Below are 17,476 nucleotides of genomic sequence, written 5' to 3'. Positions count from 1 at the left end.
ACACTTCGAGCATGGAGATCATCAAGCCACCCAAGCCCGTCGCCGGCGACAAGGTCGCCGTGCTGTCACCGTCGTTCGCGGCGCCCGCGGTGGCGCCGGCGATCCACGAGCAGGCGATGGAGCGGCTGGCCGCGGTCACGGGCCTGGTGCCGGTGGAGTATCCGACGACCCGCAAGCTCGGTGCGACGGCGCAGGAGCGGGCGGCCGACGTGAACGCCGCCTTCGCCGACCCGGAGATCCGGGCGGTGCTGGCGACCATCGGCGGCGAGGACCAGATCACCGTGATCCCGCATCTCGACGCCGACCTGATCCGCAAGGACCCGAAGCCGTTCCTCGGCCACAGCGACAACACCAACCTGCTCAACTGGCTGTGGACCAACGGGGTCGCCGGGTTCTACGGCGGCTCCAGCCAGGTCCACCTCGGCCCCGGCCCGGGGCTCGACCCGATCCACGAGGCCTCGCTCAGGGCGGCGCTGCTGACCGGCGAGAGCTTGGAGATCAGCGAGCCGGGGGAGTCCGAGGACATCGGCCACGACTGGAACGACCCGCGCGCGCTGACCGAGTACGGCGAGCGGGACAAGACCGAGCCGTGGACGTGGGCCGGTCCGGCCCGCGCGGTCACCGGCCGCACGTGGGGCGGCTGCATCGAGATCGTGCAGTGGGCGCTCACGGCCGGCCGCTTCCCGGCCGACCCCGGGGTGCTGGACGGTGGAGTAATCCTGCTCGAGACCTCCGAGGAGCGCATCCCGGCGCGCGAGTTTGCCTGGATCACACGCTCGCTGGGCGAGCGCGGGCTGCTCGAGGCGATCGACGCAGTGGTCGTCGGGCGCGCGGCGACGTCCGACTTCGAGCACAAGCCGAGCGCCGAGGAGCGCGCGACCCTGCGCGCCGAGCAGCGCGACGCGGCGATCGAGACCGTCGCCCGCTACAACTCCGACGCGGTGGTCGTCGTGGGTCCGCCTTTCGGTCACACCCGGCCGCAGTGGATCGTGCCGTACGGCGGCGAGATGACCGTCGACGGCACGACCCAGCGGATCTGGGCCGACTACTCCTGACCTGGAGCTGGGCCCGGCGCCCGTCCTGGCCCGGGGCTCAGGTGTCGAGCAGGAGCACGACCGACTCCGCGACGCTGGCCGGCTTGGCGGACCCCTCGATCTCGATGGTCGTCTTGACCACGAGCTGCAGACCCGCGGGGAGCTCGGTCACCTCGCCGAAGGAGACGACGGCGCGGATGCGGGCACCGACCAGCACCGGCGTGGGGAAGCGCACCTTGTTGAGGCCGTAGTTGAGCTTCGCGCCCGGCGTCTCCAGGGAGTAGACGCTCGAGCCGAGGAACGGGAGCAGCGACAGCGTCAGGTAGCCGTGGGCGATGGTGCCGCCGAACGGGCCCTCCTTGGCCCGGTCCACGTCGACGTGGATCCACTGGTTGTCGCCGGTGGCTTCGGCGAACGCGTTGACGCGGTCCTGGTCGATCTCGAGCCAGTCGCCGGTGCCGATCTCGGTGCCGGCAGCGTCGGAGACCTCTTGCAGAGTGGTGAAAGTGCGCACACCCCGGAATCTATCCGGATACGGAATGATGGGGCCATGAAACCGTCCGACATTCAGATCAAGGCCGCCCCGAAGGTGCTCCTCCACGACCACCTCGACGGAGGCGTACGTCCCTCGACCATCGTCGAGCTCGCCGCCGAGGTGGGTCACGAGCTGCCGCAGGGCACCCAGCAGGATCCGGCGGCGCTGGAGGAGTGGTTCGTGACCAGCGCCGACTCCGGGTCGCTGGAGCGCTATCTGGAGACCTTCGCGCACACGCTGGCGGTGATGCAGACGCTGCCTGCGCTGACCCGGGTCGCACGCGAGTGCGTCGAGGACCTGGCCGCGGACGGCGTGGTCTATGCCGAGATCCGTTGGGCGCCGGAGCTCCACACGGCCAACGGCCTCGAGCTGGACGAGTGCGTCGAGGCCGTTCAGGCGGGGTTCGACGCGGGCACGGCGGCGGTCGCCAACGGCGGGAGGAAGATCGTCGTACGCCAGCTGCTGACCGCGATGCGGCAGGCCGCTCGAGCCACCGAGATCGCCGACCTGGCGGTGACCTGGCGCGACCGCGGGGTCGCCGGCTTCGACATCGCCGGCCCGGAGAAGGGGTTTCCGCCGAGCCGGTTCCTGGCGGCGTTCGAGCACCTGGCGGCCGACAACATGCGCTTCACCATTCACGCGGGCGAGGGCTTCGGGCTGCCCTCGATCTGGGAGGCGGTGCACCCGTGCGGCTGCGACCGGCTCGGCCACGGCGTACGCATCGTCGACGACATCACGGTGGATGACGGGGGCGCTCCGCGGCTCGGCCGGCTCGCGTCGTACGTTCGTGACCGGCGGATCCCGCTCGAGCTCTGCCCGCGCTCCAACGTGCAGACCGGGGCGGCGAAGTCGATCGCCGAGCACCCGATCGGGCTGCTCTACGACCTCGGCTTCCGGGTCACCATCAACACCGACAACCGACTGATGTCACGCACCTCGATGACGGCGGAGATGGCCGGCATCGTGGAGGCCTTCGGCTGGGGGCTGCCCGAGCTCCAGCGGCTGACGACCAACGCGATGAAGTCGGCGTTCCTGCCCTATGACGAGCGGGTCGACCTGATCCACGAGATCAAGGACGCCTACGCAGCCCTATGAGCTCGTCGATCGCGACGTAGCCGTGCTTCGGGTAGACCGCGATGCATCCCTTGGTGGCGGCGTCGGCCACCACCTGCGGCTGCGCGCGCTTCAGCGCCAACCCACGCCTGACCAGCACGAACGGTGGCTTGCGGCGCTCGCGCAGGTCGCGCGCGAGGCGACGCCAGAAGGTGGTCCAGGCCGACTGGGTGACGCAGTAGGCCTCGGCGAGGAGGCCCAGCTCGCGGCAGTCGGCCACGATGTCCTGGGCGAAGATGCCTTCGGCGACGAAGAACTTCGAGTCGCCGAGCGAGAGCGTCTGCCAGCCGGTGCGGCCGTCGTGGGCGATGTCGTAGACGGGCACCTCGGCGGTGCCGGTCCTGCACAGCGAGGTGATCGCCTCGACGGCGTCCTCGGGATGCCATGAGCGCGGGTGGTCCCAGTCGACCATGCCTGCGTTGGGCCCGTCGACGATCCGGGGGAGCGAAGGGTCGGAGCCGTCCTTGTAGAAGTCGTCGAGCCGAAGGATCGGCAACCCCAGCCGCTCGGCTAGGCGGGACTTCCCGGCTCCCGATGGTCCGGCGAGAACGATGACCTGAGCATGCACCGGGACATTCTCACCGACCTCCGGCCCATCCGAGAATCGACCGCGCCGAGGATCAGCGATGACCTCTCAGTAGCCGGCGCCCGGGGTCGACCCGGACAGCAGCGCGCGCGAACCCGAGACACCGAGACGGGTCGCGCCCGCGGCGATCATCTGCTCGGCCTGCTCCATCGTGCGTACGCCGCCGGAGGCCTTGACCCCGAGGTCGGGCCCGACGGTGCTGCGCATCAGCTCGACGGCGTGGACGCTCGCGCCGCCGGCCGGGTGGAAGCCGGTGGAGGTCTTCACGAAGTCGGCGCCGGCACGGACGGCCGCCTCGCAGACCCCGACGATCTCGTCGTCGTCGAGCGCGGCCGACTCGATGATCACCTTCAGCACGGTGGGCGCGGGAGCAGCGGTCCGGACGGCGGCGATGTCGGACTCGACGTCAGCGAACCGCTTCTCCTTCGCTGCGCCGACGTCGATCACCATGTCGATCTCGTCGGCTCCGGCCTCCACCGCGGCCGCGGCCTCGCCGGCCTTGACCGAGGAGAGGTGCTTGCCGCTCGGGAAGCCGCACACGACCGCGACCTTCAGGCCGTCCGGCACGGTCAGGGGCAGCATCGAGGGGGAGACGCACACCGAGTAGGTGCCGAGCTCGGCGGCCTCCGCGATCAGCGCCTCGACGTCAGCATGGGTTGCTTCGGGCTTGAGGAGGGTGTGGTCGATCAGCTTCGCGATCTCAGCGGCGGTAGGCACAGGCTCAGCATACGAGGGCTATCGTGTGCGCCGTGAATGACGATCAGCCCGATGAATGGTTCCGCAACTCCAGCAGCAGCGTGTGGGGCGTTCTCGCGATCGGGGCCGCGGTCGCGATCATCGTGGTCGACGCGATCACCGGCTGGCACCCCGTGACGACGGCCGGGGCGGTGCTGTTCGCGCTGGTGGCGTACGCGGCGTTCATCCGTACGAAGGTCGGGGTCAGCAACGGTGACTTCGTGCTGCACCACCTCTACTCGACCGTCCGGTTTCCGATGGCTGCTCTGGAGAGCGTCTCGGTCGGGCGCACCCTCGGTGCCTACGCCGGCGGGCGCACCTACGTCAGCGGCGCCGTCGGGCGCTCGATCCGTGACGCGGTCAAGGGCGCCAAGCGCGACCACAACCCGCTGCGCAACCAGACCGACTTCATCGAGGACCGTCTCAACGCGCTCGCCCAGGACGCACGCGACCGGCGTCGGATCAAGCGCGACTCCGAGGAGCAGTTCGCCCTCGCCGAAGACGTACGCCGCACCTGGGACTGGCCGCTGATCGGCGTCACCGTGATCGTCGCCGTCGTCTTCGTCGTCCTGTTCTTCCTCTGACCCTGCTGGTCGAGCCGCCGGAGCCCCCGAGCGAAGCGACACCGCTCGCTGGCGCTCGCGGACTCGACCAGCGGTGAAGTCAGACGCCGAGGGCGGCTCGGATGTCGACCTTGAGCGCACCGAGAGCGATGTCGGCGTCGCGGCGGGCGGTGGGCAGCGACGAGGTGTCGGCAACGGGCTGCACGACCTCGAGGTAGCACTTGATCTTGGGCTCGGTGCCGCTGGGCCGCACGATCACCCGCGAGCCTCCGGCCAGGTGATAGCGGATCCCGTCGGTCGGCGGCAGACCGCCTTCACCTGCGGCGAGGTCGTCGATCTGCTGCACAGCCGAGCCTGCCAGTGCGGTCACCGGCCGCTCGCGGAGCCGCTGCATTGCGGCCGTGATCTGGGCGGGGTCCTCCAGACGCACGGAGAGCTGGGAGGTGGCGTGCAGACCGTGCTCGACCGCGATCTCGTCGAGCAGGTCGACCAGCCGCCGGCCCTCGGCCTTGAGCGACGCGGCCAGCTCGCACAGGAGCAGCAGTGCGGAGATGCCGTCCTTGTCGCGCACGTGCTGGGGGTCGACGCAGTAGCCCAGCGCCTCCTCGTAGCCGAACGCGATCCCGGGAGCGCGCGAGATCCACTTGAACCCGGTCAAGGTCTCGACGTAGGTCTGCCCGGCGGCCTCGGCGACCTTCCCGACCAGGGAGGAGGAGACGATCGAGGCGGCGTACGTCCCGGTGACGCCCTTGCGGATCAGGTGGGTCGCCAGCAGCGCGCCGACCTCGTCGCCGGTCAGCATCCGCCACTTCTTGCCATCGGCGATGGCGGCGGCGCAGCGGTCGGCGTCGGGGTCGTTGGCGATGACCAGGTCGACGCGCTTCTTGCCGGCCAGGGCCATCGCGCGGTCCATCGCGCCGGGCTCCTCGGGGTTGGGGAACGCGACCGTCGGGAAGTCGGGGTCGGGCCGCTCCTGCTCCTTGACCACGAGCGGTTCGGGGAAGCCGGCGAACTTCATCGCCAGCTGCACCAGGTCGCCGCCGACGCCGTGCAGCGGCGTGTAGACCGTCGTGAGGTCGCGTGCGCCGCCCTCGGCGAGCAGCCCGACGACCGTGTCGAGGTAGCTGTCGACGAGATCCTCGCTGATCGTGCGGCCGGGAGCGCCCCGCCTGACCGAGCCGGCCCTGTCGATGGCCGCGATCCGCTTCGCGATCTCGGCATCGGCGGGAGGCACGATCTGCGACCCGTCACCGAGATAGACCTTGTAGCCGTTGTCCTGCGGTGGGTTGTGGCTGGCGGTGACCATCACACCGGCGCTGGCGCCCAGGGCCTTGACCGCGTAGGCCAGCACCGGCGTCGGCAGCGAGCGCGGCATCACCAGCGCCTCCAGGCCGGCGCCGGTCATCACCTCGGCGGTGTCCTGGGCGAAGACGTCGGAGTTGTATCGAGCGTCATAGCCGATCACCACCGGGCCCTGCGCGCCCGTCGCGAGCAGGTAGTTGGCCAGGCCCGCGGCGGCCTTGATGACGACCACTCGGTTCATCCGGTTGGGCCCGGCCCCGAGCGCTCCGCGCAGTCCGGCGGTGCCGAACTGGAGGGTGCCGGAGAACCTGTCGGCCAGGTCGGCCACGGCATCCGGCGAGGTGGATGTCAGCAGGCCTTCGAGCTCGTTCCTGGTCTGCTCGTCAGGGTCGTCGGCGAGCCATTCTCGTGCCCGGACGACGAGCTCGGATCGATCGGTGGGGACCATGGATCTGACCTTAGGTCATCCCTCGCCCGCAGACCGAAGTTCAGCGCCGGTAGGCCTCGAGCCGGCCGCTCAGCTCCTCGAAGATGGCCTGGTTGAGGCCGAAGGCCACCTTCACCTCGTCGACGACGCGCGCCTTCTGGTCGGCGTCGAGGCCGAGACCGTCGAGACGCGCGCGGTAGCCGTCCTTGTAGGGCTTCGGCTTCGAGACCTCGGCGAACGCGTAGAACGCGATGCCGGCGCCGCCGAGCTCGAAGGTGCGGTCGAGGGTGCGCCCGATCGCCTGGCCACCGGAGAGGTCGCCGAGGTAGCGGGTGTAGTGGTGAGCGGCGTAGAGGCCGCCCCACTCGCGGCTGGCCTCGATCCTCGCGACGTACGTCGTGGCGGCCGGGGAGTCGACCGCGACCGCTCCGGGCGCCCAGTGGTCGAGGTCGGCGTCGATCGCGGCGAGCCGTTCGAGCACCGGGTCGTGGACGGCGGCGGCGATCGGGTCGGTCGCCGCCAGGTCGCGCCCGACGCTCTCCAGCGCGGCATAGACCTGGCGCAGGCGCAGCAGGTAGTCGGCGTACCCCTGCTCGTTGACCTGCCCGTCGAGCAGTGAGGCCATGTAGGAGGAGCCCTCGGCCGCGGTGTGCTCGGCGCGCGAGCCGTCGCGCATCAACGTCGACAGCGGCTCGGTGTGGTCACTCAGCAGGGCGGTCATCGGACTCCAAGTGGCAGCGTGGACGGGTCGACCCGAGGTTAGGTAACCCTAACCCTTTGGGTCAACGGGTGCTCAGATCTTGGGCAGGAGGTCGCCGAGGAGGCCACCCATCCTGGTGGCGGCCGAGCGGCCGGCCTCCAGGACCTCGGCATGGTCGAGCGGCTGGTCGGAGATGCCGGCGGCCAGGTTGGTGACCAGCGAGATGCCGAGGATCTCCATGCCCGCTTCGCGGGCCGCGATCGCCTCGAGCGTCGTCGACATGCCGACCAGGTCACCGCCGATGATCCCGGCCATCTTCACCTCGGCCGGGCTCTCGTAGTGCGGCCCGGGGAACTGGACGTAGACGCCCTCGTCGAGGGAGGAGTCGACCTGCTTGGCCAGCCCGCGCAGGCGCGCCGAGTAGAGGTCGGTGAGGTCGACGAAGTTGGCTCCGACCAGGGGGGAGGTGGCGGTCAGGTTGATGTGGTCGCGGATCAGCACCGGGGTGCCCGGCGACCAGGACGGGTTGAGCCCGCCGCAGCCGTTGGTGAGCACCATCGTCTCGCAGCCGGCCGCGGCCGCGGTGCGGATCGGGTGCACGACCGCGTCGACGCCCTTGCCCTCGTAGTAGTGCGTGCGGCTCAGGAAGACCAGCAGGTTGCGACCGCCGGCCGAGCGGATCGAGCGGATCTTGCCGCTGTGTCCCTTGACCGCGGCCGCGCTGAAGCCCGGCAGGTCGGTGGTCGCGATCTCGGTGTAATCCTCGCCGAGCGCGTCGGCAGCGGGCAGCCAGCCCGAGCCCAGCACCAGCGCGATGTCGTGCTTCTCGATGCCGGTCTTCTCGGCGAGAACGGCGGCTGCTTCTTCGGCAAGGTCATACGGTGAGGTCACAGCCTCACCTTATGACGAGATCGGGTCAGTCGTTGGACCGGCAAGGCCGCGTACGCAGCGCGTGCACGTAGTCGGCCGGAGCCCCGGCCGCCTCGGCGGCATCGGCGAGCGCGCCCAGGTAGCGGGCGTCCGGGATCCCGCCCTCGTACGTGTCGAGCACATAGGTCTCGCACAGCAGGTCCGCGGCGAGCGCGGAGATGCGCACCTTGGTCTTGAAGTAGACGCCGATGTCGGCCAGCTCCCACTTCTCCAGCGCCGCCATGTCCTGCTCGACGACGTCGTAGACGGCGACGAAGACCTGCTCGAACGGATCCTGGACGATCGTGGCTCTCGGCCCCTCGCCGAGCACGTTCTCCTCGCCGCCGAAGGTGAGGCGCCAGCCGCTCAGCCATCCGGTCGTACGCAGCGGGGAATGCGGGCAGCGCTCGCTCATCAGCACGGGGTCCAGATTGACGCCATAGGCCGCGTAGAGAGTCACAGGTCACGAGGTTACCGTTCAGTCTCCAACCCAACTGAGATCTGTCTGTTATCGGCGGTCTACCCTTGGATGCGTGACCCACTTCGATGTCCTCGTCCTCGGCGCTGGCCCCGGTGGCTACGTCGCCGCCATCCGTGCCGCTCAGCTCGGCAAGTCTGTCGCCGTCGTCGAGAAGCAGTACTGGGGCGGTGTGTGCCTCAACGTCGGCTGCATCCCGTCCAAGGCGCTGCTCCGCAACGCTGAGATCGCGCACATCATCACGCACGAGAAGAAGACCTTCGGCATCTCAGGCGATGCCACCATGGACTTCGCGACGACCTGGAAGCGCAGCCGCAGTGTGGCCGATGCGAGCGCCAAGGGCGTCCACTACCTGATGAAGAAGAACAAGATCACCGAGGTCGACGGCTGGGGCACGCTCACCGGCCCGAAGTCGATCGACGTCGAGGGCAAGGACGGCTCGACGTCGCACACCTTCGACAACCTGATCATCGGCACCGGCGCGACCGTGCGCTCGGTGCCCGGCGTCGTGCCCAACGGGCAGAACATCGTGACCTACGAGGAGCAGATCCTCACCGAGGAGCTGCCGAAGTCGATCGTCATCGGCGGCTCGGGTGCGATCGGCGTCGAGTTCGCCTACGTGCTGAAGAACTTCGGCGTCGACGTCACGATCGTGGAGTTCCTGGACCGGATGGTCCCGACCGAGGACGCCGACGTGTCCAAGGAGCTGCTGCGTCACTACAAGAAGCTCGGCGTCAACGTGCTCCTCTCGACCGCTGTCAAGGGCGTCGAAGACACCGGCTCCGGCGTCACCGTGAAGGTCGCCCCCGCCGCCGGCGGTGAGGAGCAGACGCTCGAGGCCGACAAGTTCCTGGCCGCCTTCGGCTTCGCGCCGCGCGTGGAGGGCTTCGGTCTGGAGGCCGCCGGTGTCGAGCTCACCGAGCGCGGTGCCATCGCGGTCGACGCCCGTGGACGTACGAACGTCGAGAACGTCTACGCGATCGGTGACTGCACCGGCAAGCTGATGCTCGCCCACACGGCCGAGGCCATGGGGGTCATCGCCGCGGAGACGATCGCCGGCGCCGAGACCATGGAGATCGACTTCGACATGATCCCGCGGGCGACGTTCTGCCAGCCGCAGATCGCCTCCTTCGGCTACTCCGAGGCGCAGGCCAAGGAGAAGGGCTACGACGTCAAGACCGCGTCGTTCCCGTTCTCGGCCAACGGCAAGGCTCGCGGCATGGCCGAGACCGCCGGCTTCGTCAAGATCGTCGCCGACGCCGAGCACAACGAGCTTCTCGGCGCCCACCTGATCGGCCCGGAGGTCACCGAGCTGCTCCCGGCCCTGACCCTGGCGAAGACCTGGGACCTCACCGCCGACGAGATCGCTCGCAACGTCTTCGCGCACCCGACCCTGTCGGAGGCGATGAAGGAAGCCATCGAGGGCATCGCAGGCCACATGATCAACCTGTAAGGCCCTTCGCGGGAGGCCCGGGAGCGCGTACGTCGCGGCCCGGGCCTTCTGTGCGTCTTCGCCGTCTTCGGTGTCTGCGGGCGGATCGGCGCAAGGTTTCCTTGATTGAGGTCAGAAACTGACCGGATCTGCTCATAGCGTTGGTCTTGTTCGCAGAGATCACGACCAAGGAGCCCATGTCATGAACGCAACCGCCATCTCGACCCGCGAGCGCACCGACCTGCTGGAGACCCTCGCGGTCCACCGCGGGTTCCTGCGCAAGACCGCCGAGGCGTTGACCGACGAGCAGGCTCGGCTGGCGCCGACCGTGAGCGTCCTGCAGGTCGGTGGACTCATCAAGCACGTCGCCGCGACCGAGGCCGAGTGGGCGCGGTTCATCGTCGAGGGGCCCCAGGCGGTCGAGTTCACCCCCGAAGCCTTCGCGGCGCGTGCCGACGAGTTCAGCCTGCTCGAGTCCGAGACGCTGGCGGAGATCGTGGCTGCCTACGAGAAGGTGGCCGCTGCCACCGACGAGCTCGTCCGCACGGTCGATCTCGACGAGGATCACGCCCTGCCCGAGGCGCCGTGGTTCCAGCCCGGTGCGCGCTGGTCCAACCGCCGCGTGATCACCCACATCATCGCCGAGACCGCCCAGCACGCCGGCCACGCCGACATCATCCGAGAGACCATCGACGGCCAGAAGACGATGGGCTGAGCCCGTGTGCTGTCAGGAGTGCGCCCCGGCGTACTCCTGACAGCACACCGTGGGATCATGTTTTTATGGCGCGGGTGACGATTGTTGGTGGCGGTCCAGGCGGGTACGAGGCGGCGCTGGTGGCGCAGCAGCTCGGGGCCGAGGTGACTGTCGTCGATCGCGACGGCGTCGGTGGCAGTGCGGTGCTGACCGACTGTGTGCCCAGCAAGACGTTGATCGCCACCTCCGAGCTGATGTCCGACATGACGCTCGCCCGCGACCTCGGCATCAACTTCCGTGACCACCAGGGTGACCCGGCGACCGAGCTCTACGCCGACCTCGGGCTGGTCAACGAGCGGGTCAAGGCGCTCGCGCTCGCGCAGTCGAGCGACATCGAGGGGCGACTGACCCGACGCGGGATCAGGGTCGTCAAGGGCGCTGGTCGCATCGACGCCGACAAGCGCCGTGTCGTCGCGGCCCTGCCCGACGGCGGCGAGGAGGCGATCGAGAACGATGCCGTGCTGATCGCCACGGGTGCCCGGCCGCGGGTGCTGCCGAGCGCGCAGCCCGACGGCGAGCGAATCCTGACCTGGGAGCAGGTCTACGACCTCGACGAGCTGCCCGAGCACATGATCGTGGTCGGCTCCGGCGTCACCGGCGTCGAGTTCGCCAACGCCTACCTCAACCTCGGCGCGCGGGTCACCCTCGTGTCGTCGCGCGATCGTGTTCTCCCAGGTGAGGACGCGGATGCGGCGACGGTGCTCCAGGACGTGCTCGAGCGGCAGGGGATGAACATCCTCGGCAAGTCGCGCATGGAGACGGTGACCCGTGACGGCGACGTCGTGACCGTGAAGCTCACCGACGGCCGCGAGGTCACCGGCAGCCACTGCGTGCTCGCCCTCGGCTCCATCCCCAACACCGAGGATCTCGGACTGGCGGAGGCCGGCATCGAGCTCGACGAGGGCGGATTCATCCGCACCGACAAGGTCTCGCGCACCTCGGCCTACGGCGTCTACGCCGCCGGCGACTGCACCGGCGGCTTCATGCTCGCCTCGACCGCCGCCATGGCCGGCCGGATCGCGATGCGCCACTTCCTCGGCGACGCGGTCATCCCGATGGACCTCAAGGAGGTCGCTGCCAACGTCTTCACCTCGCCCGAGATCGCCACGGTCGGCTACTCGCAGGCCCAGGTCGACTCCGGCGAGGTCGTCGCCGACACCCTCCGCCTCGACCTCAAGGGCAACCCGCGCGCGAAGATGCAGGGCATCTCCGACGGCTTCGTGAAGCTCATCTCCCGCCCCGGCACCGGCGTCGTCATCGGCGGCGTCGTCGTCGGCCCCCGCGCCTCCGAGCTGATCCACCCCATCACCCTCGCCGTCTCCACCGGCCTCACCGTCGACCAGATCGCCAACACCTTCACCGTCTACCCCTCGATCTCAGGCTCCACCGCCGAGGCCGCCCGCCGCCTCCACCACGTCGAGTAGTCGCCCCTACAGGTCGAGGAGTCACGTACGCCTGCCGAGAAGTCAGTCCTGCAGGTCGAGTGGGCATCTCGATGCCCACTCGACCTGCAGAGGTGACGCTTCGGCCTGCAGAGGTGACGCTTCGGCCTGCAGAGGTGACGCTTCGACCTCGGGGGATCAGTCCAGGACGAGTACGAGGTCGCCGCCGTCTACGGCTTGGGTGCCGTCGAAGGCAAGGCGGGAGACGGTGCCGGCGACGGGGGCGGTGATGGCGGCCTCCATCTTCATGGCCTCGATGGTGGCGACGGTGTCGCCGGCGGATACCGAGTCGCCGGCGGCGACCGCGATGGTGACGACGCCCTGGAAGGGGGCGGCGACCTGGCCAGGAACAGCCGGGTCGGCCTTCTCGGCGGCGGCGACCTCGGCGGCGACGGAGCGGTCGCGTACGCCGATGGGGCGCAGGTGGCCGTTGATGGTCGCCATGACGGTGCGGATGCCGCGCTCGTCGGGCTCGGAGACGGCGGTGAGACCGAAGATGACGGTCTTGCCCTCGGAGAGCTCGACGACGTGCTCCTCGCCTTCGCGCAGGCCGTAGAGGTAGTCGAGGGTGGAGATGACCGACACGTCGCCCCACTTCGACCGTGCCTCGCCGAACTCCTTCGTCGGGCCGGGGAAGAGGAGCCGGTTGAGCGTCGCCCGTCGTTCGCCGGCCTCCTCGCTGGCGAGCCCGGCGGCGTCGTCGGCGGAGAGCGTGGGCGACGGCTCCTTCCAGGTGCGGCCGGCGATCGCCTTGCCGCGGAACGGCTCGGGCCATCCGCCCGGAGGGTCGCCGAGCTCACCGTTGAGGAAGCCGATCACCGACCCCGGGATGTCGTACGCCGCCGGGTCGGCCTCGAAGGCAGCCGGATCGGCTCCCGCCGCCACCAGCGAGAGGGCCAGGTCGCCGATGACCTTGGACGACGGCGTGACCTTCGGCACCCGGCCGAGGATCTGGTTGGCCGCGGCGTACATGTCCTCGATCTCCTCGAAGCGTTCACCGAGCCCCAGCGCGATCGCCTGCTGGCGCAGGTTGGAGAGCTGGCCGCCGGGGATCTCGTGGCGGTAGACCCGGCCGGTCGGCGCGGGCAGGCCGGACTCGAAGGGCGCGTAGACGCGGCGTACCGCCTCCCAGTAGGGTTCCAGCGAGTTCACCGACGACAACGAGATACCGGTGGCGCGTGGGGTCTGGTCGAGCGCGGCGACGAGCGAGGAGAGCGGCGGCTGGGAGGTGGTGCCGGCCATCGATGCGGTCGCGGCGTCGACCGCGTCGACCCCGGCGTCGACAGCGGCCAGGAGCGTGCCCAGCTGGCCACCCGCGGTGTCGTGGGTGTGCAGGTGCACCGGCACGTCGAAGCGCTCCCGCAGCGCGGTCACCAGGGTGCGCGCCGCAGGCGCCCGCAGGAGTCCGGCCATGTCCTTGATCGCGAGCACGTGCGCGCCTGCCGAGACGATCTCGTCGGCCAGCCGCAGGTAGTAGTCGAGCGTGTAGAGCTTCTCATCCGGCGAGGAGAGGTCGCCGGTGTAGCAGAGCGCCACCTCGGCGAGCGACGAACCGGTCGCGCGCACCGCGTCGATCGCCGGCCGCATCTGGGAGACGTCGTTGAGTGCGTCGAAGATGCGGAAGACGTCGATCCCGGTGGCGGCGGCCTCGGAGACGAACGCGTCGGTGACCTCGGTCGGATAGGGCGTGTAGCCCACGGTGTTGCGTCCACGCAGCAGCATCTGCAGGTTGATGTTGGGCACGGCTTCGCGCAGCGCCGCCAGCCGCTCCCACGGGTCTTCGGAGAGGAAGCGGAGCGCCACGTCGTACGTCGCTCCGCCCCACGCCTCCAGCGACCACAGCTGCGGCGTCAGCCGCGCGACGTGGCCGGCCACGCCGAGCAGGTCGGTGGTGCGCACCCGGGTCGCGAGCAGCGACTGGTGGGCGTCGCGGAAGGTGGTGTCGGTGACCGCCACCGCCTCCTGGGCTCGCAGCGCCGCCGCGAAGCCCGACGGTCCGAGCTCACGAAGAAGGTCACGAGACCCCGCCGGCGGAGCCGCCGACAGATCGAGCTCGGGCAGCTTCTCCACCGGATGGAGCGAGACGGGCGCGGCTCCGTGCGGCTGGTTGACGGTGACGTCGGCCAGGTAGGTCAGCAGCTTGGTGCCGCGGTCGCCGGAGGCCCGCGCGGTCAGCAGCTGCGGGTGGGTCTCGATGAACGAGGTGGTGATCGAGCCGGCGATGAAGTCGGGGTCGTCGAGCAGCGCCTGCAGGAACGGGATGTTGGTGGCGACCCCGCGGATCCGGAACTCCGCCACGGCCCGGCGGGCGCGGGTGACAGCGTCCTCGAACGTACGCCCCCGGCAGGTGAGCTTGGCGAGCATCGAGTCGAAGTGGGGCGATACCTCGGCCCCGGAGTAGGTGGTGCCGCCGTCGACCCGGATGCCGGCGCCGCCGGGGGAGCGGTAGGTGGTGATCATGCCCGTGTCGGGGCGGAAGTTGTTGGCGGGATCCTCGGTGGTGATCCGGCACTGCATGGCGGCGCCGCGCAGGTGCACGGAGTCCTGGCTGAGACCGAGGTCGTCGAGGGTGTCGCCGGCGGCGATCCGCATCTGCGAGCGCACCAGGTCGACGTCGGTGACCTCCTCGGTCACGGTGTGCTCGACCTGGATGCGTGGGTTCATCTCGATGAAGACGTAGTTGCCGTCGGGGTCGAGCAGGAACTCCACGGTGCCCGCGCACGAGTAGCCGATCTCCTTGGCGAACCGCACCGCATCGGCACACATGCGTTCGCGCAGGTCAGGATCGAGATTCGGGGCGGGAGCGATCTCCACGACCTTCTGGTGGCGGCGCTGCACCGAGCAGTCGCGCTCGAAGAGATGGATCACGTTGCCCGCGCCGTCGGCGAGGATCTGCACCTCGATGTGACGCGGCTCGACGACGGCCTGCTCGATGAAGACGGTCGCGTCGCCGAACGCGGCCTCGCCCTCACGCATGCAGGTCTCGACGGCCTCGCGCAGCTTGGCGGGGTCGTCGACCCGCCGCATCCCGCGGCCGCCACCGCCGGCGACCGCCTTCACGAACAGCGGGTAGGGCAGCGACTCGGCGGCGGAGACGAGCGCGTCGACGTCGGTGGACGGCTCGACCGAAGCGAGAGTCGGTACGCCGGCAGCCTTCGCCGCCGCGATGGCGGTCGCCTTGTTGCCGGTGAGCGTGAGCACCTCCGCGGAGGGCCCGATGAAGGTGATCCCCGCCCGGGCGCACGCCTCGGCGAGCGCCGGGTTCTCGGAGAGGAATCCGTAGCCCGGGTAGATGGCGTCCGCGCCGCTCTGCTTGGCGACCTCGACGATGGCGTCGGGGTCGAGGTAGGCCCGGATCGGGTGGCCGAGCTCGCCGATCTGGTAGGCCTCGTCGGCCTTCAGGCGATGCTCGGAGCCGCGATCCTCGTAGGGGAAGACGGCGACCGTCTTCGCCTCCAGCTCGAAGCCTGCGCGGAAAGCTCGGATCGCGATCTCGCCGCGGTTGGCGACCAACACCTTCTTGAACATGGCCGTAACGCTACCGATCCTGCGGCCCTGGTCCGGGTTTCGGACACTACCGACCAGTTTGTGGACGCTGTTCACCGCCGAGCAGTGCGGCTCAGGCCTGCGTACGCCACCACTCCACCGTCGCCTTCGCGCCGGTCTCCAGCGAGGTGGGGGTCAGGCCGAGGCGGGACTCGCTGGCCGAGGAGTCCATGACGAACGGTTTGTCGAACTGGTAGACCAGCTCGGCCAGCTCCCGGGTTCCGGGGTGCACCGCGCCGATCGCCTTCAGCACCCACCCGGGGATGCTGCTGACCCGCGGCGCGGCGACGCCTGCCGCGTCGGCGTAGGTGTGGACGAGCTCGCGCTGGGACACCGCCGGCGCGGTGGGCGCGTGCAGGAAGCTGTTCCACAGGCTCTCGTCGTCGCCAGCCTTGATCATCGCGGTGGCCAGGTCGGGCACGTAGGTCCATGAGTGCGGTGCGTCCGGGTCACCCAGCACGCGCATCGTCTTGCCGGCGAGCACCGTCGGCACCATGCGGTCGCCGGCGTGGGCAGTGCGCACGAGCGGGCCGTAGAAGTCCGAGGCTGCGACGCTGACCGTCGGGGTGGGGGAGGCGTCGCGGGCGCCGAGCAGCTCGACCCGCACCGCCGGCTTGCCGAAGTCTGCCTCTCGCGGGGTCTGTTCGGTGATGGTGGCCGAGACGTGACCGTAGGCGTAGAGGCTCTCGGGGAAGACGACGACGGCGCCGGCGCTCCCCGCGGCCTCGAGCACGACCTTCTCGGCCCGCGGCAGCTCCTCGCGCCAGGTGGCTGCCGCGTAGGCGGTGGCGTGCATGCAGTCGAAGACGGCGGACGTGCCGGAGGCCGCCTGGGTGACGGTGTCGAGGTCGGTGGCGTCGCCGCGGAGGCGCTCGATGCTCGCGTGCACGGGCCCGCTGCCGGAGCGGGTCAGGAGGCGTACGCGGTCGCCGCGGGCGGCGAGCTGGAGGGCGACGGTCGTGCCGACAGGTCCGGCGCCGATGACGAGGTAGGTGCTGTTCACGGGATTCTCCTGAGGGTCTGGGGTTGAGAGAGCGGTGCTCTCGCAATGAGTGTGGCGCGGGATCACCGACAAAGCAAGAGCAGTGCTCACATTTGTTGACAGTGCTCTCTTTTCCGGGTCAGGATGGGGCCATGGCTGGCACCACGAACGACGGCACCCCACGCGAACGGGCCCGGGCGCAGACGATGGACGAGATCGTCCGGATCGGGCGTGAGCATCTGGTGACCGACGGCGCGGCGGCGCTGTCGTTGCGCGCGGTCGCCCGCGACCTCGGGGTCGTGTCCTCAGCGGTCTACCGCTACGTGAAGAACCGCGACGAGCTGCTCACCCTGCTCCTCGTCGCCGGCTACGACGAGCTGGGCGACGCCGTCGACGCAGCCGTCGCGGCCGCCCCCGACGATGACCATCGCGCCCAGCTCCTGGCGCTCGGCCGCGCGGTCAGGGCCTGGGCGCTCGCCGAGCCGGCGACGTACGCCTTGCTCTTCGGGTCGCCGGTGCCCGGTTATGCGGCTCCCGACGAGCGCACGAGCGTGCCGGGCACGCGGGTCCCGACCGCGATGCTGCGGCTGGCCGAGAGAGCGCTCGCCTCCGGCCGCCTCACCCTGCCCGAGGAGCCGGACGAGCCCTCGCCCGCGCTCACGGCGGGACTGCAGGGCATCCGCGACCAGGCCGGCATCGACCTGCCCGACGCAGTGCTCGTACGCGGCGTGCTCGTCTGGACCAGCCTCTTCGGCCGGGTCAGCTTCGAGGTCTTCGGCCAGTTCGGCCCGGATGCCTTCGGCGACCCTGCCGCCCTCTTCGAGCTCCACCTCACCGCTCTGGCTGACCAGCTGGGGCTGTGAGGGGCCGGATGCTCACCGAGGTAACTCGACGAGCATCCGCCGCTGTTCTGCCAGCCCCTGTCTGGCCGCCGAGAT

16 protein-coding genes are annotated in these 17,476 nt (G+C 70.0%); 7 read left to right on the top strand and 9 right to left on the bottom strand.

All coding sequences use genetic code 11. The annotated features are described in order from the left end of the window. The first annotated feature begins 11 nt into the window (after positions 1 to 11). Positions 12 to 1,055 (top strand): S66 family peptidase, encoded by a 1,044-nt coding sequence (locus FB381_RS20095; protein ID WP_141781918.1) that lies wholly within the window; start codon positions 12 to 14, stop codon positions 1,053 to 1,055. Positions 1,056 to 1,092: 37 nt separating this feature from the next. On the opposite strand, the gene FB381_RS20090 is transcribed toward FB381_RS20095, so the two are convergent. Continuing rightward, a complete protein-coding gene (locus FB381_RS20090; RefSeq protein ID WP_141781917.1) occupies positions 1,093 to 1,548 on the bottom strand; it encodes a MaoC family dehydratase in 456 nt (151 codons plus the stop codon). A gap of 36 nt (positions 1,549 to 1,584) precedes the next feature. On the opposite strand from FB381_RS20090, the gene FB381_RS20085 reads away from it, so the two are divergent. Further along, positions 1,585 to 2,664, top strand: a complete 1,080-nt coding sequence (locus tag FB381_RS20085; protein ID WP_141781916.1) for an adenosine deaminase — start codon at positions 1,585 to 1,587, stop codon at positions 2,662 to 2,664. Here the strand turns inward: FB381_RS20085 and FB381_RS20080 are convergent. Both FB381_RS20080 and deoC read right to left on the bottom strand, forming a co-directional pair. Then, positions 2,639 to 3,250, bottom strand: a complete 612-nt coding sequence (locus tag FB381_RS20080; protein WP_141781915.1) for a uridine kinase family protein — start codon at positions 3,248 to 3,250, stop codon at positions 2,639 to 2,641. The genes FB381_RS20085 and FB381_RS20080 overlap by 26 nt on opposite strands. 66 nt (positions 3,251 to 3,316) lie before the next feature. After that, complete coding sequence (deoC, locus tag FB381_RS20075) at positions 3,317 to 3,985, bottom strand: deoxyribose-phosphate aldolase (protein WP_141781914.1); 669 nt, start codon at positions 3,983 to 3,985, stop codon at positions 3,317 to 3,319. A gap of 32 nt (positions 3,986 to 4,017) precedes the next feature. On the opposite strand from deoC, the gene FB381_RS20070 reads away from it, so the two are divergent. Further along, the gene (locus FB381_RS20070) at positions 4,018 to 4,587 is read left to right on the top strand and encodes a hypothetical protein (RefSeq protein WP_141781913.1); all 570 of its coding nucleotides are present in this window, start codon (positions 4,018 to 4,020) and stop codon (positions 4,585 to 4,587) included. A 79-nt stretch (positions 4,588 to 4,666) separates the two neighbouring features. Here FB381_RS20070 and FB381_RS20065 read toward each other — a convergent pair whose 3' ends face one another. The 4 genes from FB381_RS20065 to FB381_RS20050 all read right to left on the bottom strand — a co-directional run bounded on the left by FB381_RS20065 (position 4,667) and on the right by FB381_RS20050 (position 8,364). After that, complete coding sequence (locus tag FB381_RS20065) at positions 4,667 to 6,316, bottom strand: phospho-sugar mutase (RefSeq protein WP_141781912.1); 1,650 nt, start codon at positions 6,314 to 6,316, stop codon at positions 4,667 to 4,669. Between the two features lie 40 nt (positions 6,317 to 6,356). Next, on the bottom strand, positions 6,357 to 7,016 hold the full coding sequence (locus FB381_RS20060) for a biliverdin-producing heme oxygenase (RefSeq protein ID WP_141781911.1): 660 nt from the start codon (positions 7,014 to 7,016) through the stop codon (positions 6,357 to 6,359). 72 nt (positions 7,017 to 7,088) lie between these two features. Further along, positions 7,089 to 7,886 carry a purine-nucleoside phosphorylase gene (locus FB381_RS20055; RefSeq protein ID WP_141781910.1) on the bottom strand — a complete coding sequence of 266 codons (798 nt, stop codon included), beginning with the start codon at positions 7,884 to 7,886 and terminating at the stop codon, positions 7,089 to 7,091. 25 nt (positions 7,887 to 7,911) lie between these two features. After that, positions 7,912 to 8,364 carry a gamma-glutamylcyclotransferase family protein gene (locus FB381_RS20050; RefSeq protein ID WP_141781909.1) on the bottom strand — a complete coding sequence of 151 codons (453 nt, stop codon included), beginning with the start codon at positions 8,362 to 8,364 and terminating at the stop codon, positions 7,912 to 7,914. Positions 8,365 to 8,437: 73 nt separating this feature from the next. On the opposite strand from FB381_RS20050, the gene lpdA reads away from it, so the two are divergent. The 3 genes from lpdA (at position 8,438) to FB381_RS20035 (ending at position 11,992) form a co-directional block, all read left to right on the top strand. Further along, positions 8,438 to 9,835, top strand: coding sequence for a dihydrolipoyl dehydrogenase (gene lpdA, locus FB381_RS20045; protein ID WP_141781908.1), 1,398 nt, complete (start codon positions 8,438 to 8,440; stop codon positions 9,833 to 9,835). Positions 9,836 to 10,016: 181 nt separating this feature from the next. Next, positions 10,017 to 10,529 (top strand): DinB family protein, encoded by a 513-nt coding sequence (locus FB381_RS20040; protein WP_141781907.1) that lies wholly within the window; start codon positions 10,017 to 10,019, stop codon positions 10,527 to 10,529. Between the two features lie 65 nt (positions 10,530 to 10,594). Beyond that, on the top strand, positions 10,595 to 11,992 hold the full coding sequence (locus FB381_RS20035; protein WP_141781906.1) for an NAD(P)H-quinone dehydrogenase: 1,398 nt from the start codon (positions 10,595 to 10,597) through the stop codon (positions 11,990 to 11,992). Positions 11,993 to 12,148: 156 nt separating this feature from the next. Here FB381_RS20035 and FB381_RS20030 read toward each other — a convergent pair whose 3' ends face one another. Beyond that, positions 12,149 to 15,538, bottom strand: a complete 3,390-nt coding sequence (locus FB381_RS20030) for a pyruvate carboxylase (RefSeq protein WP_141781905.1) — start codon at positions 15,536 to 15,538, stop codon at positions 12,149 to 12,151. A 91-nt stretch (positions 15,539 to 15,629) separates the two neighbouring features. Beyond that, the gene (locus tag FB381_RS20025) at positions 15,630 to 16,559 is read right to left on the bottom strand and encodes an NAD-dependent epimerase/dehydratase family protein (protein WP_141781904.1); all 930 of its coding nucleotides are present in this window, start codon (positions 16,557 to 16,559) and stop codon (positions 15,630 to 15,632) included. 131 nt (positions 16,560 to 16,690) lie between these two features. Here FB381_RS20025 and FB381_RS20020 point away from each other — a divergent pair, with 131 nt between their 5' ends. Continuing rightward, on the top strand, positions 16,691 to 17,401 hold the full coding sequence (locus FB381_RS20020) for a TetR/AcrR family transcriptional regulator (protein WP_141781903.1): 711 nt from the start codon (positions 16,691 to 16,693) through the stop codon (positions 17,399 to 17,401). The last annotated feature ends 75 nt before the right edge of the window (positions 17,402 to 17,476 follow it).

This window comes from Nocardioides albertanoniae (genome assembly GCF_006716315.1).
Taxonomy (GTDB): Bacteria; Actinomycetota; Actinomycetes; order Propionibacteriales; family Nocardioidaceae; genus Nocardioides; species Nocardioides albertanoniae.
Note: the sequence above shows the minus strand (reverse complement) of the source record. Positions and strands in the feature narration are given on the sequence as shown.